The 23,728-nt window shown below is 71.6% G+C and carries 20 protein-coding genes; 8 read left to right on the top strand and 12 right to left on the bottom strand.

Features of this window, described 5'->3' with window-relative positions; all coding sequences use genetic code 11:
- Positions 1 to 109 precede the first annotated feature (109 nt).
- Positions 110 to 436, bottom strand: a complete 327-nt coding sequence (locus OHA05_RS33160; RefSeq protein WP_313942549.1) for a hypothetical protein — start codon at positions 434 to 436, stop codon at positions 110 to 112.
- A 126-nt stretch (positions 437 to 562) separates the two neighbouring features.
- Between OHA05_RS33160 and OHA05_RS33155 the strand changes: the two genes are divergently transcribed.
- The 4 genes from OHA05_RS33155 (at position 563) to OHA05_RS33140 (ending at position 2,920) form a co-directional block, all read left to right on the top strand.
- The gene (locus OHA05_RS33155; RefSeq protein WP_328862585.1) at positions 563 to 1,873 is read left to right on the top strand and encodes an SLC13 family permease; all 1,311 of its coding nucleotides are present in this window, start codon (positions 563 to 565) and stop codon (positions 1,871 to 1,873) included.
- A gap of 4 nt (positions 1,874 to 1,877) precedes the next feature.
- Positions 1,878 to 2,402, top strand: a complete 525-nt coding sequence (locus OHA05_RS33150) for a universal stress protein (protein WP_328862584.1) — start codon at positions 1,878 to 1,880, stop codon at positions 2,400 to 2,402.
- 89 nt (positions 2,403 to 2,491) lie between these two features.
- Positions 2,492 to 2,719, top strand: coding sequence for a DUF5133 domain-containing protein (locus OHA05_RS33145; RefSeq protein WP_313942552.1), 228 nt, complete (start codon positions 2,492 to 2,494; stop codon positions 2,717 to 2,719).
- Positions 2,720 to 2,731: 12 nt separating this feature from the next.
- A complete protein-coding gene (locus OHA05_RS33140) occupies positions 2,732 to 2,920 on the top strand; it encodes a DUF6381 family protein (protein WP_313942553.1) in 189 nt (62 codons plus the stop codon).
- 38 nt (positions 2,921 to 2,958) lie between these two features.
- Here the strand turns inward: OHA05_RS33140 and OHA05_RS33135 are convergent, their stop codons facing one another.
- Positions 2,959 to 5,433 carry a SpoIIE family protein phosphatase gene (locus tag OHA05_RS33135; RefSeq protein ID WP_413777699.1) on the bottom strand — a complete coding sequence of 825 codons (2,475 nt, stop codon included), beginning with the start codon at positions 5,431 to 5,433 and terminating at the stop codon, positions 2,959 to 2,961.
- Positions 5,434 to 5,509: 76 nt separating this feature from the next.
- Positions 5,510 to 9,802: a HAMP domain-containing protein gene (locus tag OHA05_RS33130; RefSeq protein WP_313942554.1), complete on the bottom strand. Its 4,293-nt coding sequence runs from the start codon at positions 9,800 to 9,802 to the stop codon at positions 5,510 to 5,512.
- A gap of 373 nt (positions 9,803 to 10,175) precedes the next feature.
- Here OHA05_RS33130 and OHA05_RS33125 point away from each other — a divergent pair, with 373 nt between their 5' ends.
- Both OHA05_RS33125 and OHA05_RS33120 read left to right on the top strand, forming a co-directional pair.
- Positions 10,176 to 11,774, top strand: a complete 1,599-nt coding sequence (locus tag OHA05_RS33125) for a hypothetical protein (protein ID WP_328862583.1) — start codon at positions 10,176 to 10,178, stop codon at positions 11,772 to 11,774.
- Positions 11,775 to 11,927: 153 nt separating this feature from the next.
- The gene (locus tag OHA05_RS33120; protein ID WP_313942556.1) at positions 11,928 to 12,281 is read left to right on the top strand and encodes a hypothetical protein; all 354 of its coding nucleotides are present in this window, start codon (positions 11,928 to 11,930) and stop codon (positions 12,279 to 12,281) included.
- 321 nt (positions 12,282 to 12,602) lie between these two features.
- On the opposite strand, the gene OHA05_RS33115 is transcribed toward OHA05_RS33120, so the two are convergent.
- The 3 genes from OHA05_RS33115 to OHA05_RS33105 form a co-directional block, all read right to left on the bottom strand.
- Entirely contained in the window at positions 12,603 to 13,322 is a 720-nt protein-coding gene (locus tag OHA05_RS33115; protein WP_328862582.1) for a TetR/AcrR family transcriptional regulator, read from the bottom strand.
- 31 nt (positions 13,323 to 13,353) lie between these two features.
- A complete protein-coding gene (locus OHA05_RS33110; RefSeq protein ID WP_328862581.1) occupies positions 13,354 to 14,259 on the bottom strand; it encodes an SDR family oxidoreductase in 906 nt (301 codons plus the stop codon).
- Between the two features lie 102 nt (positions 14,260 to 14,361).
- Positions 14,362 to 15,108, bottom strand: a complete 747-nt coding sequence (locus tag OHA05_RS33105) for an SDR family oxidoreductase (protein ID WP_313942559.1) — start codon at positions 15,106 to 15,108, stop codon at positions 14,362 to 14,364.
- A gap of 265 nt (positions 15,109 to 15,373) precedes the next feature.
- Here OHA05_RS33105 and OHA05_RS33100 point away from each other — a divergent pair, with 265 nt between their 5' ends.
- A complete protein-coding gene (locus OHA05_RS33100; RefSeq protein ID WP_328862580.1) occupies positions 15,374 to 16,735 on the top strand; it encodes an MBL fold metallo-hydrolase in 1,362 nt (453 codons plus the stop codon).
- A gap of 15 nt (positions 16,736 to 16,750) precedes the next feature.
- Here the strand turns inward: OHA05_RS33100 and OHA05_RS33095 are convergent, their stop codons facing one another.
- Entirely contained in the window at positions 16,751 to 17,167 is a 417-nt protein-coding gene (locus tag OHA05_RS33095) for an STAS domain-containing protein (RefSeq protein WP_313942561.1), read from the bottom strand.
- Between the two features lie 127 nt (positions 17,168 to 17,294).
- On the opposite strand from OHA05_RS33095, the gene OHA05_RS33090 reads away from it, so the two are divergent.
- The gene (locus tag OHA05_RS33090; protein ID WP_313942562.1) at positions 17,295 to 17,681 is read left to right on the top strand and encodes a helix-turn-helix transcriptional regulator; all 387 of its coding nucleotides are present in this window, start codon (positions 17,295 to 17,297) and stop codon (positions 17,679 to 17,681) included.
- 145 nt (positions 17,682 to 17,826) lie between these two features.
- On the opposite strand, the gene OHA05_RS33085 is transcribed toward OHA05_RS33090, so the two are convergent.
- From OHA05_RS33085 to OHA05_RS33065, 5 genes are all read right to left on the bottom strand, one after another.
- Complete coding sequence (locus OHA05_RS33085) at positions 17,827 to 18,837, bottom strand: alpha/beta hydrolase family esterase (protein ID WP_328862579.1); 1,011 nt, start codon at positions 18,835 to 18,837, stop codon at positions 17,827 to 17,829.
- Positions 18,838 to 18,995: 158 nt separating this feature from the next.
- Positions 18,996 to 19,592, bottom strand: coding sequence for a gamma carbonic anhydrase family protein (locus OHA05_RS33080; protein WP_313942564.1), 597 nt, complete (start codon positions 19,590 to 19,592; stop codon positions 18,996 to 18,998).
- A gap of 54 nt (positions 19,593 to 19,646) precedes the next feature.
- Positions 19,647 to 20,633, bottom strand: coding sequence for a D-cysteine desulfhydrase family protein (locus tag OHA05_RS33075; RefSeq protein WP_328862578.1), 987 nt, complete (start codon positions 20,631 to 20,633; stop codon positions 19,647 to 19,649).
- A 75-nt stretch (positions 20,634 to 20,708) separates the two neighbouring features.
- Complete coding sequence (locus tag OHA05_RS33070) at positions 20,709 to 21,971, bottom strand: type III PLP-dependent enzyme (RefSeq protein WP_328862577.1); 1,263 nt, start codon at positions 21,969 to 21,971, stop codon at positions 20,709 to 20,711.
- On the bottom strand, positions 21,968 to 23,725 hold the full coding sequence (locus OHA05_RS33065; protein ID WP_328862576.1) for an IucA/IucC family protein: 1,758 nt from the start codon (positions 23,723 to 23,725) through the stop codon (positions 21,968 to 21,970). Before OHA05_RS33065 ends, OHA05_RS33070 begins: the two co-directional genes overlap by 4 nt.
- Between the last annotated feature and the right edge of the window lie 3 nt (positions 23,726 to 23,728).

Genomic DNA, 23,728 nt, shown 5'->3' with positions numbered 1-23,728 from the left:
GATCCTGCTCCGTGCCCGCTCGCGGCCCCAACCCGGCTCCCGTGTGCCGGTGCCCCGCGGCCTCCACCGGCCGCCTCCGCGACCCGGCCGCTGCGCAGGGCCACGGTGGTCATGCCCCCTCCCGGGCTCCGTCGGCCCGGTCCGCGAGCGCGTCCACGACGTCGGCGTACGCGGCGGGTGCCGTCACCTCCATCACCGTCCGGCCGTCGTCCGACTCGGTGAAACCGAAGGTGAAGAACGAGCAGCAGGCGCTCTCCCGCCGGGCGAGTTCGCGCGCCGGTCCGTCGGCCGCAGGGTCGAGAACCAGCCGCACCGACCTGGGCGCCACCCGCTCGACGCGGTGCAACGAGCGGGCGAACAGGGCGTCGAACTCCGCGAGCCTCAGTGGCTGCTCCGTCGTCGGCAGCGTGCAGGCTTCCGGCACCCACATGGTCATGTCCGCTCCCTCTTCCGTGACGTACGCACTCCCCTTGTGCGGCCCCTCTTCCCCGACGGTAGACCTGTACCCGGGTACCGGATGCACGTCCGGGCGCGGTCGGCGGGAACCCGCTGCCCACGTACGATGCTGACCGGTGTCACCGCCGCCGCGCGCCTCCCGCTCCCTGGGGTAACTCTGAACTCCGTCGTCGCCGAGATCCTCTCCGTCGCCCTGCTGCTCGCCGTACTGGCCTTCGCCGTGGCGCGCCCCCGCGGATGGCCGGAAGCCGTCGCCGCGGTCCCCGCGGCCGCGCTCCTCGTGGCCCTCGGCGCGGTCTCCCCCGCCGAGGCCTGGGAGCAGACGCAGAGCCTCCTTCCGGTCGTGGGCTTCCTCGCCGCGGTTCTGGTCCTGGCTCAGCTCTGTGCGGTCGACGGGCTCTTCACCGCGGCCGGCGATGTCGTCGCCCGCGCCTGCCGGGGGCGGGCCGACCGGCTGCTGGGGGGCGTGTTCGCGGCGGCGGCGCTGATCACGGCCGTCCTGAGCCTCGACGCGACCGTCGTGCTGCTGACCCCGGTGGTGTTCGCCGCCGCCACCCGCGTCGGAGCCAGACCGCGCCCGCATGTGTACGCCACGGCCCATCTCGCCAATTCGGCGTCGCTGCTGCTGCCGGTGTCCAACCTGACCAATCTGCTGGCCTTCACCGCCAGCGGCCTGACCTTCACCCGGTTCGCGGTCCTGATGGCGCCCGCCTGGCTGATCGTCATCGTGATCGAGTACGTGGTCTTCCGCCGCTTCTTCGCCGCCGACCTGGCCGCCGGCGCACCGGACGAGCCGAAGGCCGGGCGGGTCGCCGTACCGGTCTTCACCCTCGTCGTCCTGGGTCTGACGCTCGCCGGATTCGTCGTCGCCTCGCTCCTGGGCGCCGAGCCGGCGTGGGCGGCGCTGGGCGGCGCCGTCGTCCTCGGCGTCCGTGCGCTGGTCCGGCGGAAGACATCCGTACGGGCCATGGTGGGGGCGGCGAGCCCGCAGTTCTGTCTCTTCGTCCTCGCGCTGGGCGTCGTCGTCAAGGCGGTCGTCGACCACGGGCTGGAGAGCGGCATCAGCCAGGTGCTGCCGCACGGAGACAGCCTGGGCGCGCTGCTGGCGATCGCGGCCCTGGCGGCCGTCCTCTCCAATCTCATCAACAACCTCCCCGCGATCCTCGCCCTGCTGCCGATCGTCGCGTCGAGCGGTCCGGGAGCCGTGCTGGCGGCGCTGATCGGCGTGAACCTCGGGCCGAACCTCACGTACGTCGGCTCGCTCGCCACCCTTCTGTGGCGGCGGGTCCTGCGGGAGCACGACACCGATTCCGGCCTCGACGACTTCACCCGCCTCGGCCTGTGGACTGTGCCTCCGACCCTTGTCGCCGCCACCATGGCCCTGTGGGCGATGTTGCAGGCGACCGGAGGGGGCTGAATCCGTGACAGTGATCATCTGGATCACGGAGGGCACGTGGCGGGCGTGCGTGGATGCCGCACGGGCGCAGGTTCCCGCCCGGGCCGATGTGACCTTGCTGTACGTCACCGGCGACGACGTGGCCGAGACCGCTCACGGAGCGTTCGCGGGTCTGCTCGGCCGCGGCCACCCGGAACGCGACCCCGGGGACCAGGTGGCGGCCCTCTCTGCGTCCGCCGCCGCCGAACTCCTGGACCGGGCCGCGGAACGCCTCGGCAGACCCGCCGAGCGCCGTTTCGCGCACGGCCGCGTGGAGCGTGAGGTCGTCACCGCCGCCGAGGGTGCCGACCTGCTCGTTTGCGCCCGGGACGGCGACCGGCACCGTCTGGGTCCCCGCAGCCTCGGCCCCGCCACGCGTTTCGTCGTCGATCACGCTCCGTGTCCGGTGCTGCTGGTGTGGCCCGGGGCCGCGCCCGGCATCGACCGTCTTCCACCGCCTCCACCGCCTCCGCCGCCTCCGCCTCCACCGCCTCCGCGGCCTCCCGGCTGACGCTCCGTGGTGGCCGCTTCCGGTCTCGAATGGCGAAGCGGGGACGGCCGGGCGAAGAATGGATCAGACCCGCGTCCGGGGAGGTCTTGATGCTGATGCCGAACGAACCTGTGGTCGCCGAGCTTCTGAGCAACTACCGTCTGCAGGAACGCCGCATGCTGCGCAACCCGGCCGATGCCGAGATCAGCGCGAGCTTTCGGGATGCCGCAACCACGTTGTGCGTCCTCATGGGCCGGCGCACCGCCCTCGAGGCGGTACGTCTGGCGGAGAGCTATCTCGGAGTACGCCCGCGCGGCAGTAGCCCCACCACGGCCTGAGCAGGAGTGACGATGAGCATTGCAGGTGAATCCGGCCGAGCCCAGCAGATGCGGGACAAGGCACAGCAGCTGAGTGAAGCCGCTGAGCAGTCGACGGACCCGCGGAGGCGTCAGCGACTGCAGGAGAAGGCGCGCAAGCTCCAGGACCAGAGCGAGGTCGAGCGCGGGCTCGGCGCCGACGACGGCAAGCCCTCGCAGTAGCGGCCCCCGCTCCCGGTTGTCCGGCAGCGGCCCGGCGGTCACACCACCTGGATACCGACGACGCAGGTGTCGTCGTCGGTGTCCGCCCTGCTGTGCGTGAGCAGCCGGTCCAGCCGGTGCTCCAGCGAGGGCGTGGCCAGGCCCGCGGTGACGATCAGATGGCGCAGGGAGTCCTGGAGCGAGGAGTCCCTGCGCTCGACCAGTCCGTCCGTGTACATCAGCAGGGTGTCGCCGACCTCCAGCTGGACCTCGCCCTCCTCGTACGCCGCCTGTGCGACGGCGCCGAGGAGCATGCCCTTGATGAGCGGCAGGTTGGCGGTCGTCTCGCCGCTCACGAGGACGGGCGGCAGATGCCCGGCCCGCGCCCAGCGCAGGGTGCGGCGGTCCGGGTCGTACAGTCCGCAGACGGCCGTGGCCGTGACCTGTTCGGTCAGATGGTGGGCCACGATGTTGAGCCAGGTCAGCAGCTGTGCCGGTCCGGCGCCGGTGACGGCGAGACCGCGCAGCGCGTTGCGCAGCACGATCATGCTGGTGGCCGCCTCGATGCCGTGGCCCGCGATGTCGCCCACGCAGACGAGGACCTGCTTGGAGGGCAGAACGAAGGCGTCGTACCAGTCACCGCCGACCAGGTGCTCGGTCTCGGCGGGCCGGTAGCGCACGCCGACGCGCAGACCGGGAGCGTCGAGGGGACCGCGTGCGGGTGGCATGATCGCGTGCTGGAGTTGCAGGGCGAGCCGGTTGCGTTCGGCCGACTCCTGTTCGGTGTGGGCGAGTTGGTCACGCGTCGCGGCCAGGGCGACCTCGGTCCAGTGCTGCGACGAGATGTCCTGGTAGGCGCCGCGTACGGCGAGGAGCCGGGCGGCGGGGTCCAGCACCGGTTCGGCGATGACACGGACGTGCCGGGTGACCCCGTCGGGGCGTTGGAGCCGGAAGGCGGTGGAGGCGGGCCGCCGCTTGTGCAGCAGGGTCCGCAGGAAGCGTCCGATGGCGACCGCGTCGTCGGGGTGGGCGTGCGCGGGCAGTTGCTCCAGTGAGACCGGTGCGGCGGTGGACGGCAGTCCGTAGAGGCTGCTGAGCTGATCGTTCCAGGTGATCTCACCGGTGACGGTGTTCTCCTCGAACCCTCCTATACGGCCCAGGCGTTGGGCGTGCTGGAGCAGACTGGCGAGCCTGGCCGCCTGGTCCTCGATCCGCCAGATGAGCAGCACCGAGCCGCCGTGCCGGCTGATGCCGACGTCGGCGACGGCTTCCAGCGGCACCTGGTCGACCAGTGCGGTGAGGGCCATCCGGGAGGCGCGGAACGCCTCGCCCGTGGCCCACACCCGCTCGGCCTGCTCGAACAGTCCTCCGTCACCGGCGGCCATGGGGTAGGCCTCCAGCATCAGCGTTCCGGCCACGGCGCCTCGGGGGCGCCCGGCCGGATCGGCGAAGTTGCGGTTGGCGTGGTGAATCCGGAAGTCGACGAGGTGGCCTTCGGTGTCGAGGTGGGGCAGCAGGACGAGGGCCGGGTCGTGGAGGCAGTCGACGAGGTCCACCAGTTCGGCGAGGTCCTGCTGGAGCGGGCTCGCGGCGGGCGGGGAGCCGGGGACCGCCGGCGGGTGCGACCCCAGTGTGTGGGCGCAGAGTTCGGCCAGCGCCTCCATCTGGCGCTGTATCTGCGGCGGCTGCGGCGGCAGATGGTGGGGCCAGCAGATCTCCAGGACGCCGAGGATGCGGCCCCCGGTGCCGGCGGGCACGGCGACGCGCCCCCCGTCCGTGGTGGGCTCGTCGTGGATGGACGGCACGCCGGCCTCGGCGAACTCCCGCAGCCACACGGTCCGGCGCTCCGCCAGCGCCTGGCGGGCCACGGTCGCCACGCCGGGCGGCACATAGCGCCAGCGCCCGGCCTCCTCCGTGGGGAAGCCGGCGTGGCCGGCGAGGGTGAGGGAGCCGTCGTGGCCCGCGGACCAGACGGCGACGGCGGTGGCACCGAGGGGACTGAGGGCGTGCTCCAGGAGCGATTCGGCGACCGCCTGGGTGTCGTCGGCGGCCAGTGCGGCGCTCTCGGCGGTACGCAGCCGTACCGCGGCGGACCGGACGGTGTCGTCCGGCGGCGTGGCCGTGCCCGCCTTGGTTACGAAGTCCCCCACCGCCTCGGAGAGACGGTCGCGCGCCGTCTCGTTGATGATGTCCGCGGCCAGCTCCAGCTGCGAGAGACCGGCCTGGTCGGCGAGGTCCGCGAGCTGCCGTGCCGCCTCGGCAGGACCACATCGCAGGCGCTCGACCAGCATGCCCTTGGCGAGCTCGATCAGCGCACGGCCGTCCGCCGCGGCGTGGGCCGCCTGCACCTCCTTGCGGAGACGGTCGACGGTCGCGGCCAGCCGTCCGACCGCGGACGAACGGTCGCCCTCGGCCGGAGCCGGGTCCACGGTGGCCGCTACGAGATCACCGCCCCGGGCCGCGGGCACGGCGCCGTGGGCGTGTCCCGGCAGACCGTCGTTGCGGCCCGGCTCACCGGGTGGCTGAGTGTTCACGTACCGCTGCTCCTGGGCGACATGGTGAGGGGACGGGCGTCGTGGGCGGGAGGTTCCGCCCGGCTGCGGACAGACCCTAGGTGGCGACCCAGCGGCGGACGCAGGCGATCAGATCGTTGGCGTCCAGGGGCTTGGTGACGTAGTCGCTCGCTCCCGCGGCGAGACACTTCTCGCGGTCGCCCGGCATCGCCTTCGCGGTCACCGCGATGATGGGCAGGCTGCTGTGCGCCGGCATGCCCCGGATCTCCGCGGTGGCCGCGTAACCGTCCATCTCCGGCATCATCACGTCCATGAGGATGAGGTCGATGCCCGGGTGCTCGGCGAGGGTGTCGATGCCCTTGCGACCGTTCTCGGCGTGCAGGACCTGGATGCCGTGGAGTTCCAGGATGCCGCTGAGCGCGTAGAGGTTGCGGGCGTCGTCGTCGACGACGAGCACCGTGCGCCCGGCGAGGGTGGCGTCCGTGTCGTGCGGCGAGGTGTGCGCCGCTTCCTCGATCCGCATCAGCGGCAGGACGTCGCCCGGCTGGTCCGCCGACAGATACAGCGCGATGCGCTCCCTCAACTCGTCCAGACTGGAGAGCAGTTCGAGGGGCCGGCTCTCGGCGCGCGTCTGGAGGGTGCGCTCCTGGGCAGCGCCCAGCCGGCGGTTGTTGTGGGCCAGCACCGGTACGTTGCGCAGCGCCGCGTCGCCGTCCATCGCCTCCAGGAACCGGAAGGCCTCGCCGTCGGGCATGTCCAGGTCGAGCACGACACAGTGGCATGCCTCCGCAGCCAGGGCGGCGGCCGCCTCCTGGGCTCCGACCGTGCCGATGACGTCGACCGTCGCGCGGGGGTCGGCCAGTTCGCGTCCGCCGCTGAACTCGGCCACGACACTCTCGGTGACCAGTGACATCAGCCCACGGGGGCGCTCCTCGATGACCAGCAGGCGCCGGCGGCGCTGGGGCGGCTCGATGGCGATACGGGCGGTCCGCGCACCGGGCTCCACCGCCTTCTCACCGTGCGGCTCGGCACTGATCTGGCGGGGCAGGGCGCGGTCCTTGAACTCGGTGTGCGTCACGGGCAGATACAGCGTGAACGTGCTGCCCTGGCCCGGCGCGCTCTCGGCCGTGACGGCGCCGCCGAGCAGATACGCGATCTCACGGCTGATGGAGAGTCCGAGCCCGGTGCCGCCGTACTTGCGGCTGGTGGTGCCGTCGGCCTGCTGGAAGGCGCCGAAGATCGCCTCGAGTTGCTGCTCGGCGATGCCGATCCCGGTGTCCCGGACACGGAACGCGACGACCGGACCGCCGCGGGGAAGGGCCCGAGGCAGTTCGCTGTCCGCGGCCGGTTCGATCCGCAGCTCGACGCTGCCCCGTTCGGTGAACTTGACCGCGTTGGACAGCAGATTGCGCAGCACCTGACGCAGCCGTGAGTCGTCCGTGAGCAGGTCGGACGGTGCGCCGGGGGCCGTGGTGATGGTGAAGTTGAGGCTCTTCTGCGTGGTCAGCGGCCGGAAGGTGGCCTCGACGTACTCCAGCAGCCGGCGCAGCGAGACCCGTTCGGGGTTGATGTCCATCTTGCCGGCCTCGACCTTGGACAGGTCCAGGATGTCGTTGATCAGCTGGAGGAGGTCGGAGCCCGCGGAGTGGATGATGCCCGCGTACTCGACCTGCTTGGGCGTGAGGTTCCTGGTGGGGTTCTGGGACAGCAACTGGGCCAGGATGAGGAGGCTGTTGAGCGGCGTACGCAGCTCATGGCTCATGTTGGCCAGGAACTCCGACTTGTACTTCGAGGTGAGCGAGAGCTGCTGGGCGCGGGTCTCGAGCTCTCCCCTGGCCTGTTCGATCTCCAGGTTCTTGGCCTCGATGTCCCGGTTCTGCTCGACCAGCAGCGCCGCCTTCTCCTCCAGTTCGGCGTTGGAGCGCTGCAACTCCTCCTGCTGGACCTGGAGTTCCTCGGAGCGGGCCTGGAGCTCGCCCGTCAGGCGCTGGGACTCGCCCAGCAGCTCGTCGGTGCGGGCGTTGGCGACGATGGTGCTCACGTTCACGCCCACGGTCGCCATGAGCCGTTCGAGGAAGTCGCGGTGGAGGGCGGTGAAGGCGGTGAAGGAGGCGAGTTCGATGACGCCGAGGACCTGTTCCTCGACCAGGATGGGCAGCACGATCAGGCTGCCGGGCGCGGCTTTGCCCAAGCCGGAGGAGAGGGTGACGTAGTCGCCGGGAACGCCGTCCGCCGCGATCACCCGGCGGCTTCGGGCCGCCTGGCCGACCAGGGACTCCCCGAGCGCGAACCGGGTGACCTCGAAGGATCCGGCGGGACGGCCGTAGGCGCTGACCAGGGTGAGTTCCGTGCCCTGCCGACCGTCGACGGCGAGGTAGAACGCGCCGTACTGGGCGTTCACCAGCGGGGTGAGCTCGTCCATGATGTTCTCGGCGACCACGGCGAGGTCGCGGTGGCCCTGCATCAGACCGGAGATTCTCGCCAGGTTGGTCTTGAGCCAGTCCTGTTCCTGGTTGGCCCGTGTCGTCTCGCGCAGGGACCCCACCATCGAGTTGATGTTGTCCTTGAGTTCGGCGACCTCGCCGGAGGCGTCGACGGTGATGGACCGGGTCAGGTCGCCCTCGGCGACCGCGCTGGTGACCTCGGCGATGGCGCGGACCTGTCGGGTGAGGTTCCCGGCCAGTTCGTTCACGTTCTCGGTGAGGCGCTTCCACATGCCCGAGACGCCTTCGACCTCGGCCTGCCCACCGAGGCGGCCCTCGCTGCCGACCTCGCGGGCCACGCGGGTGACCTCGGCCGCGAACGAGGACAGCTGGTCGACCATGGTGTTGATGGTGGTCTTCAGCGCGAGGATCTCGCCGCGTGCGTCGACGTCGATCTTCTTGGACAGGTCGCCGTTGGCGACGGCGGTGGTGACCAGGGCGATGTTGCGGACCTGGTTGGTGAGGTTGTTCGCCATCGAGTTGACGTTGTCGGTGAGGTCCTTCCAGGTACCGGCCACATTGGGCACGCGCGCCTGCCCGCCGAGCCGCCCCTCGGTACCCACCTCGCGGGCCACCCGGGTCACCTCGTCCGCGAACGCGGACAGGGTGTCGACCATGGTGTTGATGACGCCGGCGAGAGCGGCGACCTCGCCCTTCGCCTCGATGGTGATCTTCTGCGACAGATCACCGCGGGCGACGGCTGCGGCGACCTGGGCGATGGAACGGACCTGGCCCGTCAGATTGGACGCCATGACGTTGACGTTGTCGGTGAGGTCCTTCCAGGTGCCGGAGACTCCGCGCACGGTCGCCTGGCCGCCGAGGTTGCCCTCCGTACCCACCTCGCGGGCCACCCGGGTCACCTCGTCGGCGAAGGCCGAGAGCTGGTCGACCATCGTATTGATGGTGTTCTTCAGCTCCAGGATCTCGCCGCGGGCCGTGACGTTGATCTTCTGCGAGAGATCGCCCTCGGCCACGGCGGTGGCCACCTGAGCGATCGAGCGCACCTGGGCCGTGAGGTTGCCGGCCATGAAGTTGACCGAATCCGTCAGGTCGCGCCACACACCACCGACACCCGGCACCTCGGCCTGGCCACCGAGGCGGCCGTCCGTTCCCACCTCGCGCGCCATACGGGTGACCTCACCCGCGAACGCGGAGAGCTGGTCGACCATCGTGTTGATGGTGTTCTTCAGCTCCAGGATCTCTCCGCGCGCGTCGACGGTGATCTTCTGCGAGAGGTCGCCCTCGGCGACCGCGGTCGTGACCTGAGCGATGTTGCGGACCTGGTTGGTCAGGTTGCCGGCCATGAAGTTGACCGAATCCGTCAGGTCGCGCCACACACCACCGACACCCGGCACCTCGGCCTGCCCGCCGAGGCGGCCCTCGCTGCCCACGTCGCGTGCCATGCGTGTGACCTCGTCGGCGAAGGCCGAGAGCTGGTCCACCATCGTGTTGACGGTGTCCTTCAGCTCCAGGATCTCCCCACGGGCGTCCACGTCGATCTTCTGCGAGAGGTCTCCCTTGGCGACCGCGGTGGCCACCTGGGCGATGTCCCGCACCTGCGTGGTGAGGTTGCCGGCCATGGCGTTCACCGAGTCGGTGAGGTCGGCCCAGGTGCCGGAGACTCCGGGCACCTCGGCCTGCCCGCCGAGCGTTCCCTCGGTGCCCACCTCCCGGGCCACACGGGTCACTTCGGACGTGAAGAGCGAGAGCTGGTCCACCATGCCGTTGAAGACCGTGGCGATGTCACCGAGCAGTCCGTCGGCCTCGTCGGGGAGGCGGGTGCCGAAGTCTCCGTCACGGACCGCCGTCAACCCGACCAGCAGCTGGCGCAGTTCGGGTTCTCCGACCTTGCCCGTGCCGCGCGCGGCCCCGCCCCCCGCGGGACGGGCTACGGACTTCTCAACCATGCCAACCTCGTTCCAGTTCTTCACAAACCGCCGGAGAACCCACCCAATTCGCGCGGATTCTGCTGCATGGAAATTCGTCAAAGGCTAGCTCAGCGCGCGCGACACCCACAAAGAGCTCCGGCGCCGCCCGGCGCCGGAGCCCAGAGGTCACCAGCATGCTTCCGCCCCCCTGCGGGCCGCCGCTCCCCGGCGGCGGCCGCTCGGGAACCTTACCCGGGCGGCGACTTCATGTCTACATCGGCCATGACAGATTTGTTTTGATCAAGGAGCCAACTAGTCTCCTCCGGGCCCGGAGGTGCCACACCCGGCCGGATCCGTGGGCGGGAGCCGTAATCCAGGAGCTTTCCTCCGACCGCCCGGGCAGGATGTGGCCGTGAATCACCTGCTGCTCGGGCTCGCCTCCAACCCGTCCCTGCCCCCGGACCTGACCGACCGGCTGATCGCGATCACGGTCGCGGGCACGGATGCGGATGGGGATGCGGATGCGGATGCGGATGCGGCCGACGATCTCGCCTCGGCCCTCACCCACCGCACGGACCTCAGCCGCGCCCAGACTCTCGCGCTCGCCGCGCGCCGCGACGTCGACGCGGCGACGCTCGTCCACGGCGTCGGGCTGACCGCCGCCGACATCGACCCGGCGATTCGGCCGCGGGCCGCGCTCGCACTGCTCGACGCGGGCGCCGGCCCTCCCGGGTGGGCACGCCGCTTCGCGGAGGACACCGATGCCTGGCGACGGTGGACTCTCGCCTCCTGCCCGGACCTTCCGCCGGACGTGACGGAGAAACTGGCAGCGGACCCGGACCTGGACGTCGTCGTGGAGCTGGCACTGTTCACCACGCCGGAGACGGCCACCCGGCTCGCCGGACATCCGCACGCCGAGGTCCGCCGGGCAGTGGCGGCCAACGAGGCGACACCACCGGCCGTACTGGCCGTGCTGGCCACGGGCACCGACGCGAATCCCGCCGAACGGTGCCTGGTCTGCGACCGCGAAGAGATCCCCTTTGTGCACGACCCGCACTGCCCGCGACCCGACTGCATCCTCCGGGCGGGGGCTTCCTGCGACGGCTCCCACGAGTCCACGGTGCACGACACGCAGCAGGCCGCGCTCCAGAACCCGGCCACACCGGTCGAAGCACTCACCGGCTTCGCCGACCATCCCTCCATCCTGTTCCGCCGCGAACTCGCCGCCCGTACCGACCTGTCGCCGCAGCTGTGCGCGCGGCTGGCCACCGATCCCGATCCCGGAGTACGGGGTGAACTCGCCGCGAATCCGTCGCTCGGCGAGTCCTTCATCCGCGCCCTGGCCACGGACACGGGCTACGACGTGCGGCGCCGGCTCCTGCACCATCCGCACATACCCCTCGACGTGCTCACCCAGTTGGCGGATCTCGTCAGGGTCGGCCCGACGCTGCTGCCGCGGATCGCCACCGCATCGGCAGCGGAAGTGGCGGAGCTGAGCGCGTCGCCGACCGCGGCCGTACGGATTCTGCCGGCCGAACGTCGCGACCTGCCGCACGCGATCCGCGACGCACTCGCCGCCGACCCCGACGCCAAGGTGGCCAAGGCCGTGGCTCCGCACCCCGGCCTCACCGACACCCAGCTGCGGGCGATGGTCGCCACCCACGGCGTCCAGGTCGTGGCCGGGGTGGCCGCCAACCCGGACGCTTCCCCGGCGTTGCTCGCGGATCTCGCGCGGCACGACCCGCCGGCCCGCAAGGCACACACCGCGATCGCGCGGCGCGCGGACGCACCGGCCGCGGCACTGATCACCTGCCTGACGGACAAGAAGGCACGGCGCCCGGCCGCCGGCCATCCGGCCCTGCCGCCGTCGGCCATCACCGGCCTGCTCACGGATGACGACTGGCGCGTGGTGGAAGCGGCGGCGTCCAATCCGTCACTCCCGGCCGGCGTGATGAGGGAGGTAGTGGTTCGGGAGGAGGCACGTGCGGCGGCCGCCGCGGGGACGGGCTGACGCGGGGGCACGTCCGACACGAGCCACGCGACGGCCCTGCGGCCGGACCGGATCGTGGCGACGTGCGGCCAAGTGAACCGCCCGGTGACACTCGCGGGCGACATCACGGCCCGGCACTCGCCATTCGAATTCGAACAGGCGTACCATTCTGCTGTGGCCGAAAAGTACGACTTCCCCGACGACCTCCGTGACGCGCAGCTGGAGCTGCACCAGGCACAGGCGGAGTACAGGGCGCTGTGCCGAAGGCTGCCGTGGTCGGTGGAGCCGGAACCGGGCTGGACGAGCGAGAAGCAGATGCTCAATGAACGCGTGGTCTCGTTCCCGGCCAGCCCGGGATACACGGCCGAGGAGCTGGCGCAGGTGGACGAGTTCCGGCGACGGATCCTCGACCTGTCGGTGACGGTGAGCACGCACCCGTACTGGACGTCGCTCACGGCGGGTGTGGTGGACGCGCGGATGGCGCTGAAGCACACCGGGGGGCGAGGCGACGGGGACGCGGCGGCCTAAGGGCTGTCCCGTCATCGCCGGTGGATCAGCGCGCGGCGTCGGATGCGGTGCATCAAGGCGGTGGGGGCACCCCCGCCAAAGGCTGGGCGAGTTCGGCCTCGTACCGGTCGTATCCGGGCGATCCGACAACGCAGCGTGGGGGTCCCCCCTGCTCGAAGAGCTTGGGGGAGTGCCGTAGCTGTCGTCGTGCGCCCGCCGGGTATTGCGCGGCGGCCTAGTTACTCCGGGCCGGCCACGTGGGCAGCGCGGCGGGAGGTGTGACAACCGCGGCGCCTCCTCGGCCGCTTCCGCCGGATCGACGGACGGGCCGCCTCCCGGTGATCACCCCTGCGTGTTCGACAGCCTGTCCAGCCACTCCGACATCAACGCACCCTCCGCGCCCGTGAGCGCCGGGCCGGGCGAGTCGCGCAGGAGCGTGTTGAGGCGTGCCGCCGTGGCCGGGATGAGGAAGTCCTCCGTCCCTCCCCCGGCCGCGACGGCGTCGCCGGGGGCGAAGACGTCCGGCGTGAAGATCGCCGCGTGCACCGCGTCCCGCACCCGCCGCGACATGGCCGTGTCCGTGTAGGTGGCGGGTCGGGAGACCAGCATCAGCGCCACCCCCACATTCGCCGACATCACCATCTGGGCGGCCAGTTCGGGTGCCAGCCGCAGCTTGCCGACGGCCGCCGCCCGCTTCAGGTCGCGGGTCAGGATCCGGTGGGATTCGAGCGCGGCCTCCGGTGGCCTGCGCATGGCGGGCGAGTTCATCAGGCGGTACAGGTTCGGGTGCCGCAACGCGAAGTCGACGTGGGTGTCCCAGCCGTTGCGCAGGTCCTCGATCGGGTCGGCGCCCGGGGCGTACTCACGCTTGGTCGCGAGGTACCTGTCGAACCCGTGGTCGACCACCGCCGACAACAGGCCCTCCTTGTCACCGAAGTGGCGGTACAGCGCCGGTGCGCCGACCTGGGCGGCCTCGCACACCGCGCGGGTGGAGACATCGCCGTCCGGGGACCGGTCGACCAGGTCGGCGGCCACTTCGAGGATGCGCTCACGTGTCGTCACCGACCGGACGCTACCAAGCGGTGTAGCGGTGTTACGCACTGCGGGGCCGGGCGTGCGGGGCGAGGAGGTCGTCGAGCCCGATCCGGGTGAGGAAGTCGCTCCGGACGCGGTCGGCCACCACGCTGACCTCCTCGGAGCCGTCGTTCGCCGGGTCGACGTGCACCCGGAAGGGCCGGGAGCCGTGCGGGGTGTCCACGACCGTGACGATCGCGTCGGCGACCAGCGAGACGTCGGCGTCGGCCGGTGCGAGGTCGGCCAGCCGGCGGGCCACCTGGTCCATCAGTCCCGCATAGCGGGCCTCGTAGTCGCCGATGACCGTCTGTTCGGCGGGGTGGCCGCCGGTCGCGAAGTGATTCGTGCCGGAGGTGAAGGCGCCCGGCACCACGATGGAGGTCTCGATGCCGAACCGGGCCAGCTCGGCGGCGTACGAGACGGCGAGGGCGTCCATCGCGGCCTTGGCGGCGAAGTAGGGGGCCAGGTAGGGCGGGGTGCCGCCGCGTGTCGAGGTGGATCCGACCCACACCACCAGGCCCTTCCGCTGGGCCCGCAGGTGCGGCAGGGCCGCCCGGTTCACGCGCTGCGTACCGAGGACATTGGTGTCGTGGACGGCGGCCAGTTCCTCGGGCGTGAACGCCTCGGTGGGGCCGGTGACCATGTGGCCGGCGTTGTGTATGAGGACGTCGAGCCGTCCGTCCTCGGCGAGGACGGTGCTGACGGCCGCATCGGCCGATTCCTGCGAGAGGACGTCCAGTTCGACGGTGCGCAGGTCGACTCCGTGCTCGGTGGCGTAGGCCCGGGCGTCGGCGACACGGCCGGCGTTGCGGCCCTCGGTGTTCCGCATGGCGGCGTAGACGGTGTGTCCGGCCCGGGTGAGGGCGCGGGCGGTCAGCGCTCCGAATCCGGAACCGGCTCCCGTGATGAGGACGGTCTTGCTCATGGCGAAGCTCCTTGTGCTGTCGAGAGGACTGACGAGGGACGGGGTGCTGAAGAAGGTCGGGGTGCTGACGAGGGACGGGGTCGGAGCCGAGAGCGCGGTCGCTCAGACGATGCCGCCGTTGGCGCGCAGGACCTGGCCGTTGACCCAGCGGGCGGGACCGGCGAGGAACGCGACGACCTCGGCGATGTCCTCGGGGGTGCCGAGCCGCTCCAGCGGAGGCTGTGCGGCCATCCGCGCGATGGTCTCCTCGTCCTTGCCGTCCAGGAACAGTTCGGTGGCGGTCGGGCCGGGGGCGACGGCGTTGACGGTGACGTCCCGTCCCCGCATCTCGCGCGCCAGGATCATGGTGATGGCCTCGACAGCACCCTTGCTGGCGGCATAGGCGCCGTAGCCGGGCAGGCGGAGCGCGAGCATGGACGTCGAGATGTTGATGACGGCGCCGCCCCGGCGCAGCCTGCGTGCGGCCTGCTGATTGACGACGAACGTGCCGCGGATGTTGGTGCGGTGCATACGGTCCAGCACGTCCAGATCGGTCTCGGCGAGCGGCGCGAGAATCATGACGCCCGCCGCGTGCACGACGACATCGACGCCGCCGAAGGCCTCTTCGGCGCGGTCGAACATCGCGGAGACGGCCGCTTCGTCGGCCACGTCGGCGCGGAAGGCCAGGGCCTCGCCGCCGGCGGCGGCGATCGCGGCCACGGCGGACTCGGCCTCGGCCTGGTTGCCGGCGTAGTTGACGACGACGGCGAACCCGTCGGCGGCGAGACGCGCGGCGGCCTCGCGGCCGATACCGCGGGACCCTCCGGTGACGACGGCGACCCGGCGAGGGGTGGTGGTCTGCTCGGTCATGGCGTGCTCCCTGTCTTCTGAGCGGTGTCTCGGGACGACGGGTTTTCCGGACGGTCTGCGGCACACCGGCCTCCGGGCCGAGCGCCGGTGCGCCGACCCGCCGCTGCCGTAGCGGCGTTGCCCGCCCCCGTGGTAGCGACGCTAACACTGATTCGTTAGCGTCGCTACCCCTCCGGCGCGTAGCACCGCTACGGGGCATCCCGGAGTACGGGCGATCCGCTGGGTACACGCGTGAAGCACGAGGCCGGCACAGGGAAGGGACCTCATGTTCTTCATCGACACCCTCGGGACCGAGGGGCTGGGCAACCGCGGCTATGTGTGCGGCGGCACGGACACGGCTCTGGTGGTGGACCCGCCCCGCGACATCGACCGGGTACTCGCCGCCGCGGCCGTGCGCGGCGTTCGCATCGAGTACGTCGCGGAGACCCACGTCCACAACGACGCCGTGTCCGGTGGTCTCGAACTGGCCAGGGTGACCGGCGCCCGGTATCTGGTCCCGGCCGAGGCCCGGGTGACCTTCCCGAGAACGCCGGTGGCCGACGGCGACGAGGTCGCGCTGGAGCCGGACCTCACGGTGCGGGCCCTCGCCACCCCCGGGCACACCCCGCACCACACGTCGTACGTCCTGGCCGACGGCGGGCACGACGTGGCCGTCTTCACCGGCGGGTCGCTGCTGATCGGCGGTGTGGGCAGGCCCGATCTGGTCGAACCCGCGCTGACCGAGCGGCTGGCGCGCGCCCAGCACGCGTCGGCACACCGTCTCGCCGACGCGTTGCACGACGACGTCCAGGTGCTGCCCACCCACGGCTTCGGCAGCTTCTGCGCCTCCTCACCGCCCACGGAACAAGCCGGCACCATCGGCCAGGAGCGCCGGAACAACGAGGCCTTCGCTCTCGGCACCGACGCCTTCGTGTCGCAGCTCCTCGCCGGCCTGGACGACGTTCCCGCGTACTACGCGCGCGTGGGCGCGCTCAATGCGGCCGGCCCCGCGCCGGTGGATCTCACCGCGCCCCCGGTCGCCGATGCCGACGAGGTCGCCGCCCGGCTTGCCGCGGGCGAGTGGGTCGTGGATGTGCGCAGCCGCACCCTCTTCTCCGAGGGGCATGTGAGTGGATCGTTCAATATCGAGGCCGAGGGGCGGCCGGCCACGTATCTGGCCTGGCTGATCCCCGACGGCAAACCCGTGACGCTGCTGGCCGCGTCCCCCGCGCAACTGGCCGCGGTACAGCGGGAACTCGTGCGGGTGGGCATCGACCGCCCCGTCGCCGCGGCCACCGGGGACCCGGGCTCATGGATCCGCGCGGGAGAGATGCTGCGACTGCTCCCCCGCGCCGACTTCGCCGCACTCGCGCAGGCCCGTGGGCGCGGCGAGGAGCCGGTGGTACTCGATGTGCGCCGCGACTCCGAGCGGGCGGGCCGCCACGTCGAGGGGTCGGTCCACATTCCGGTCCACGAACTCCAAGGCCGCGTGGCGGATGTGCCGCCGGGGGTGGTGTGGGTGCACTGCGCCACCGGACTGCGGGCCACGATCGGGGCCTCCCTGCTGGAGGCGACGGGGCGTGACGTGGTCACCGTCGACGACGACCTGGAGGCTGCGGAGTCGGCAGGTCTGATGGTCGCAGGCTGACGTCCGGGGCCGCGGTCAGAGGCCGCCCTCGCCCGCGCCGGCCAGGGGGCCGCTCCCGGCCGCGGTGAGCATCTCGCCGGTACCGGTCAGGTCGAGCAGCCGCCACACGCATCTGCTGGCCGCGCTCACGGCGACCGTCCGGCCCGACGCGAGCGCGGCGAAGTGGATCTCCATGAGGACGCGAAGGCACGAGCAGTCGCAGAACGAGACGCGGGTGAGGTCGAGGTCCAGCCCGGTGGCCGCGCCCAGGGCGGAGTCGAGAGCCACCCGGAAGGCCGGAGCTTCCTCGAGGTCGATCTCGCCCACGACGACCACTCGGGAACGGCCGCTCTCACCCGTGGTCACGGTGACCGCGAGGCGGCTGTCGCAGGCCGGACCGCTGCCGTGCCGGTCCGGCGCCTGGTCCCCGTAGCTGCTGGAAGGGGATGCCATCGGTCCACTCCCTCGAACGGAATGCTCTCGTGACTCATGGTGAGCCGTTCACAAACACACGTCAAGAGATACCGGAATCTCATTTCATGTACTGGGAAACATGCATGGCGCGTCGTACGATGAGCCCATGGAACAAGCACCGGGGCCCCGCAGCACATGGACCTTTCTCACCAGCCATGCGCGCGTGCTTTCGGCCATCTCCCGCGATCCGTGGGCCCGGATTCGCGATCTCGCCGTGGCACTGCAGCTGACCGAGCGGACCGTCCAGGCCGTGATCGCCGATCTCGAGGAGGCCGGCTATCTCTCGCGCACCCGTGAGGGCCGGCGGAACAAGTACGAGATGCGAGGTGGCCGGTTTCGGCATCCCGCGGAGGAACACAGGGACATCGCCCCCTTGCTGGACATCCTGGCGACACCCCCGCACCTGGCCGGTGACGACAGCGGTGCGAGTGATGGGGCCCAGCCCGAGAGCGGTCGGCAGGAGTCCGTCGACGCGGACGGACGAATGTCCTGAAGCGGCCTCACGGGGTGCGAGTGACCTGAGCCGAGCGTCGTCGGCTGCTCCTGAAGAAGCGCCATAGGGGCTGCCCCGCCGGTCGCGCACGGACGGGGCGGCGTCCCGTACCGCCCCGTCCGTGCGCCGCACCGACCAGTACCGGTCAGCGCCTCAGCGTGCTGCCCCGGAAGAACTTCCAGATCACGGGCGTCGCGTCGATCACCGTGGGCGTGCTCGAATCATTGTTGGGGCCGGTGCTGGGCCACACATGCCCGGCACCTTCGACGCGGTAGTGCACGAGGCGCGACGACTTGTCGCAGCCGGTCCAGCGCTGGACCTCCACCTGCGGGTGGGGACGGGAGGACTTCGCTTCCGGCCGGCATCCGTTGAGCCCGGCCCGGTCCGCGAGCCAGTCGGGCAGCGCGGGAAGCCCCTTGGCCGGGTTCCCCTCGTACGGAATGGTCGCGTCGGCCGTGCCATGGAAGGCGATCACCGAGGTGGGGCGGGACGGTCCGCACGGTCCGCCCTGCGGGTAGTACGCGCCGGCCACCGGGGCGAAGGCGGCGATCCGACCGGGCATGCGGCACGCCAGCACGCCGACGAAGCCGCCCCCGTTCGACTTTCCGGCAGCGTAGATGCGCTTGTTGTCCACGCAGAACTGCCGCTGCAGCCGGTCGAGAAGGTCGCTGGTGAAGCGGACGTCGTCCACCGGGGCGGAATACGGTGCGCCCTGCCAGGCGGACTCCCCGTCGGTACCGATCAGGCCCTGCGGGTAGACCGCGATCGTGTCCAGGGCCGAGAAGCCGGAGAGCTCCTCCTGCCACTGCGATGTGCGCTTGTGACCGTGGAAGGAGAGGACCACCGGGTAGCTGCGCCGGGGGTCGTAGCGCTTCGGCAGATGGACGGTGTAGGTACGGGCCACACCCCCGGACTCCATCTCCTGCGCGGTCGTGACACCGGGCGGCACCACGGGTGCCGTGCGGCAACCGGTGGTCCTGACCGGCTCGTCGAGCCGGTCCGGCGCCCGGTACGAGGTCGTGTACGGCACCTGGTTCGGTGCCTGGCCGGGTGCCGCGTGTGCGGCCCCGGGGAGAGCGGGCACTCCCAGTGCGGTGAGTGCCGTGGCAGTCGCGGCGGCTCGTGCAAACCTCAGGTGTCTGCTGATCGCGAGCATGCGTCATGTCCTCCGCATCGGTCCGCGGGTGCGGACGTGGCTGGTGAAGTCGACGTGGTGGAGGAGACTTTCGACGACATGCCGACCGCCGTACAGCTTGAGTTCTTTCTGTTCTCGGCGGATCGGCGCCCAGGCACCGACGTGGGGCGGGGACGCCGTCAGTCGTCGACGCGACGGTCGTCCATATGGGCGCCGTAGAAGCGGGACTGACGCGCCATCACCTCACGCATCGAGGTGCCGCGCGGCAGCCCGTAGACCGTTCCCGGGAAGTCGAGCCCGCGCTGGACCTCCCACAGTTCGTCGTGCCGGTCCGGTGAGAACAGTTCGGCCGGATCACCGACCGCGATCCACCCGATCGGCAGGACCGTCGCGGGCAGGAGCCGCGAGTTGACCTGGAGAACGCTGTTGATCCTCAGCTCGGAACCCGCGCCGGCCACGGAGCCGGGGAACATCGAGACGCCCGTGGCCACGAAGACCTCGTCCTCGACAACCGCTCCGTTGATGTGGGCGTGCGGGCCGATCAGGACCGCGTCACCGATGACGGCCGGATGCTCGGCCCGTCCGCGGACGAGGGCGTTCTCCATCACCACCACGTCCGCGCCGATGCGTACGTCGCCGTCCTCGGCGGTGAGAACGGCACCGTGAAGAACACGTGCCCGCTCGCCCAGGACGACCGCTCCGCACAGGACGGCGGAGGGCGCGACATAGGCGGACTCAGGGACGACGGGCCGTCTGCCGCGGTGCTCGTACAGCATGCGTCGAGCCTAAGGGCTGTCGTTCGGATCGGGCCGGACCGTCGACCGCGGCGCTCAGCCGAGTTCCGCTTCCGCCCGGGCGATGGTCGCCGCGTGGCCGAAGAGGCCCGGCATCCCACCGGTGTGCAGGAGGACCGTCCGCTGCCCGGGGACGATGTCGCCGTCCTCGACCGCCGCGACCAGCCCGGCCATCGCCCGGCCGGTGTAGATCGGGTCCAGCACCAGCCCCTCGGTGCGGCCCGCCAGCGTCAGCGCGGCCATCACCGGTTCCGTCAGCGTGCTGTAGCCGGCGCCCACCTGGTCGGTACGCATACGGAGTGCGGCCGGATCGCACGGGCTCTCGGCGAGACCGGAGACCAGTCCGGCGACGGTGGCGGCCGGGTCCGCGACCGCGCCGACGTGGACGCCGAGCACCCGGTCGGCACCGAGCGCGCCGACGAGGCCCGCCATGGTGCCGCCGGAGCCGGCAGCGACGACGACATGGGACAACCCCGGCGCCTGGGCGAGGAGTTCCTGTCCGCAGAGGGCATAGCCGCGCGCTCCGAGCACACTGGATCCGCCGAACGGGATGAGCGAGGGAACCGCTCCGTCCTTCCGCAGACGCTCGACCACCTCGTCGGCCGTGGCGGCGAGCTGCCGCGCGTCGGCGTCACCGGCCCATACGACGCGAGCGCCGAAGAGGCCGTCGAGCGCCAGGTTCCCCGAGGCCGACGAGTCGGGCGTCCCGGCCAGCACCAGGACGGTATCGAGCCCGAGCCGCGCCCCGGCGGCCGCGGTCAGCCGTGCGTGGTTGCTCTGCGGCGCTCCGGTGGTCACCAGGACGGTGGCACCGGCGGCCAGCGCCGCGCCGCAGGTCCATTCGAGCTTGCGGACCTTGTTGCCGCCGCCTCCGAGCCCGATGAGATCGTCGCGCTTGACCAGGAGGTCACCGTCGCCGAGACCCAGAGCGCGGGCCAGCCGCGGTGCGGGCTCCAGCGGCGTCGGCCAGGTCCCCAGTGTCACCCGCTGCGGATCCGATTCCTCGGCGACCACCGTCACCATCTCCTCAAAAGTGATGGACCGCCTCGGCGGGCGGCCGAGCGGTCGGTGCGTACGCGACCCGCCCCCGCCGGAAATCTACCCGCGCACGCCGGCCGACGGCTCGGCGGCTCCCGGCGCACGCGGGGGAACCGCGGCGGTGCCCAGGAAGTGAAAGCCCGGCCGGGGATGCATCAGGAAATCGTGGTGCGAGATGTTCCACGCGTACGCCCCGGCCAGCGCGAACACCACCCGGTCGCCCGACCGCAGTCCTGCCGTGGGCACCCCGCGCGCCAGGACGTCCTTCGGCGTACAGAGCTGACCCACGAAGGTGACCGGGCCACCGCCCACCGCAGCCCGTGGCCAGGGGTGCGGCCAGGTGTCGACGGACAGGACGGCGCACGGCTGGTCGTGCCCCTTGGTGGCAGGGGTGCGCAGATGGTGGGTCCCGCCGCGCACGACCGCGAAGTCCTCACCGTGGCTGTGCTTCACGTCCAGCACGTCGGTGGCGTACCAGCCGCAGTAGGCGGTGAGGGCACGGCCCGGTTCGATGCGCAGCACGAGGCCGGGGTGGTCGTCGGCGATGCGGGCGAGACCGGCGCCGAAGGCGGCCCAGTCGAACCGGGCGTCCGGGTCGGCGTAGTCGACGGTCATCCCACCGCCCACGTTGACCTCCCGCAGGGCGACGCGGTGACGCGCGGCGAGCTCCGCTGCCCAGTCGACGACGGACTCGGTGACCGCGAGCTGGGGCTGCGCAGTCAGGCCGCTGGCCAAATGCGCGTGCACACCGTGCAGTTCGAGATGCGGGAGGCTGCCGTCGGTCAACTGCCGGACCAGGCCCTCGGCCTGCGACGGGTCGATCCCGAACGGCGCGGCCCTGCCGCCCATCGCCAGGGCGCTTGACTCCAGGTAGTCCGAGGGAACCGGCAGGTTGAAGCGGAGCAGGACGCCGATGCGGACCCGAGGAACCAGTCGTTCGGCGAGGTCCGCGAGCATACGGAGTTCGTAGGCGCTCTCGACATGGAACCGCTCCACCCCGAGCAGCAGGGCGGATTCGATCTCCGCGGCGGTCTTGCCGGGCCCGCCGAAAGCGAGCGCGTGCCCCGGGACTGCCTTCGCGACATGGGCGAGTTCACCGCCGGAGGAGACCTCGAAGCCGTCCGTGTACGGCGCGAGAGCGGTCAGGATCTCCGCTTCCGGATTGGCCTTGGCCGCGTAGTACAGCTCGACGCGTTCCGGCAGGACCGACCGGACGAAGGCCGCGTGCTCGCACAGTGCGTCGAGGTCGTACACATAGGCCGGCAGCCGGTCGGCGGGAAGCGACAGCGCGAGGTCGCGTACGGCGTCGGTCAACAGGGTCATCGGGAACTCCGGTGGGCGTCGGCCCGGGTCGCCTCGGACAGCACATCCTCGGCGAGGGGCGAGGGCAGCCGGACATAGCCGGCGTCGCGGTCGGCGGCACGCTCCCAGCGGGCGAGCAGATTCGCCTTGGCGGGCAGCGGTACGCCCGCCAGCAGGGCGCTCAGCCGGGGCGGGCACCCGTGCTCGTCGGCGTACTCCGTGAGCGTGCGCCGGACGAGCGACCACAGGGCGGCCTCGGTCTGCGGATGCAGATCGGCGAGTGCGGCGAGCATCTCCGCGATGTGATTGACGATCAGGCAGTAGACGACACGGTCCCAGCCGCGCCGGGCGTCGTAGGTGAGGGGCCCGGCGACCTCGGCGGGCAGGGCGGCGAGCGTGCGGGCGTAGTGCTCGGGCACCAGCTTGGTCCCCTCCAGGTCACGGAAGAGGATCTGGGCGGGCCTGCCGTCGGTGTCCACTGCGACCACCACGTTCTGCAGATGGGGTTCGAGGACGACCCCGTGGTCGAAGTAGGCGGCCAGGACGGGTGGGACGAGCAGCCGCAGATAGTCACGCCACCAGGCGAGGGCGGCCGTGGGGTCCGTGGCGGCGGACAGGCCGGAGACATGGCCGGGACCGGACGGATATTCGTCGGCGACGGCAGCGGCGAGCAGGGGCGTGACACCGGGCCGCAGCCAACGTCCGAGCCCTTCCCGGACGATGACGCCGAAGCCCTCCAGCAGTGCGCGGTCGGCGGAGCCGTCCGGGCCGCGCAGGGCGATGCTGCGGTAGGCCGGTTCCCGGAGCATGCCCGAGCCGGGGAATCGCGCGGCGAGATCGCCGAACACGGGGCCGAGGAGCCGGGTGAGGGCCACCGCGCCGGAGAGTTCGTAATGGGCGTTCTTGCGCACGCAGTTGGTGATGCGGATGTTGAGGCTGAACTTCAGGAACGTGTCACCGTCGTACAGGGTGCGCACGGAGGCCGTCGGGGTGAACTGCCGTTCTCCGGTGCCGAGATCGAGAATGTCGCCCCGTCCGAGCGCCGCGCGCAGAGCGGGACGTGCGGCGAGTTGGTCGTACTGCCACGGGTGGGCAGGGAGCAGCCGGTACCCCTCGGGGACGGCTCCCAGCCGGTCCAGCGGGTCGGTGGCGCCGGGTTCGGCGCACTCCTGCGCGATCAGATGGCTCCGGACGGCCAGCAGACGCAACGGGAAGGACCCGCCGGTCTCCGGGGCGAAGGAGGCCCAGGCCCCCGGGTCGCCGCTGTGCGCCTTCGGTGTGGGGTGGAAGCGATGGCCGAGGACGAGCGACTGTTCGGAGGCGAGGTAGGTGGCGAGCGGGTCACCGTGCGGCGCCCGCGTGCGGGGGACGCGGGCGGAGAGCGCGGCGGCGACTCCGCGGTGACCGGCGGCCATCTGATCCAGGAACTCGTCGTTGGACGCGCCGGTGCGCAGGGACAGTTCGGACTGCACGTATTCGGCGAGCCGCCGCCAGCCGACGGGGGACCAGCCCGCGCCGCTCTCCTCGGTGACCGGCCCGGTGAAGCGATGGGCGCCGATGAGCGAGGTCCGGCGCACCGCCACACGGAGCAGTACACCGCGTCGCGGCAGCCTCAGCAGCAGGTGGCCGTCGATGACCGCCGTCTGATGCTCGGGGCCCGACACCTCCCGCAGCAGGCAGTTGAGGAGGGTGTGCGCCACGGCCTCCTCGGCCGTGGGAAGTTCGCTCGGCGGCTCGGCCGAATGGGCGGGACGGTCCGGGGTGATGCTCGTCATCGC

The organism is Streptomyces sp. NBC_00306 (assembly GCF_036169555.1).
Classification (GTDB): Bacteria; Actinomycetota; Actinomycetes; order Streptomycetales; family Streptomycetaceae; genus Streptomyces; species Streptomyces achmelvichensis.
This window is presented reverse-complemented; position numbering and strand designations above follow the sequence as displayed.

Bases quoted from the DNA above. Each gene is read 5' to 3' on its own strand.
- OHA05_RS33160 (WP_313942549.1), bottom strand. From the start codon at position 436: ATGACCATGTGGGTGCCGGAAGCCTGCACGCTGCCGACGACGGAGCAG.
- OHA05_RS33155 (WP_328862585.1), top strand. From the start codon at position 563: ATGCTGACCGGTGTCACCGCCGCCGCGCGCCTCCCGCTCCCTGGGGTA.
- OHA05_RS33145 (WP_313942552.1), top strand. From the start codon at position 2,492: ATGCTGATGCCGAACGAACCTGTGGTCGCCGAGCTTCTGAGCAACTAC.
- OHA05_RS33140 (WP_313942553.1), top strand. From the start codon at position 2,732: ATGAGCATTGCAGGTGAATCCGGCCGAGCCCAGCAGATGCGGGACAAG.
- OHA05_RS33130 (WP_313942554.1), bottom strand. From the start codon at position 9,802: ATGGTTGAGAAGTCCGTAGCCCGTCCCGCGGGGGGCGGGGCCGCGCGC.
- OHA05_RS33110 (WP_328862581.1), bottom strand. From the start codon at position 14,259: ATGAGCAAGACCGTCCTCATCACGGGAGCCGGTTCCGGATTCGGAGCG.
- OHA05_RS33105 (WP_313942559.1), bottom strand. From the start codon at position 15,108: ATGACCGAGCAGACCACCACCCCTCGCCGGGTCGCCGTCGTCACCGGA.
- OHA05_RS33100 (WP_328862580.1), top strand. From the start codon at position 15,374: ATGTTCTTCATCGACACCCTCGGGACCGAGGGGCTGGGCAACCGCGGC.
- OHA05_RS33095 (WP_313942561.1), bottom strand. From the start codon at position 17,167: ATGGCATCCCCTTCCAGCAGCTACGGGGACCAGGCGCCGGACCGGCAC.
- OHA05_RS33090 (WP_313942562.1), top strand. From the start codon at position 17,295: ATGGAACAAGCACCGGGGCCCCGCAGCACATGGACCTTTCTCACCAGC.
- OHA05_RS33085 (WP_328862579.1), bottom strand. From the start codon at position 18,837: ATGCTCGCGATCAGCAGACACCTGAGGTTTGCACGAGCCGCCGCGACT.
- OHA05_RS33080 (WP_313942564.1), bottom strand. From the start codon at position 19,592: ATGCTGTACGAGCACCGCGGCAGACGGCCCGTCGTCCCTGAGTCCGCC.
- OHA05_RS33075 (WP_328862578.1), bottom strand. From the start codon at position 20,633: ATGGTGACGGTGGTCGCCGAGGAATCGGATCCGCAGCGGGTGACACTG.
- OHA05_RS33070 (WP_328862577.1), bottom strand. From the start codon at position 21,971: ATGACCCTGTTGACCGACGCCGTACGCGACCTCGCGCTGTCGCTTCCC.
- OHA05_RS33065 (WP_328862576.1), bottom strand. From the start codon at position 23,725: ATGACGAGCATCACCCCGGACCGTCCCGCCCATTCGGCCGAGCCGCCG.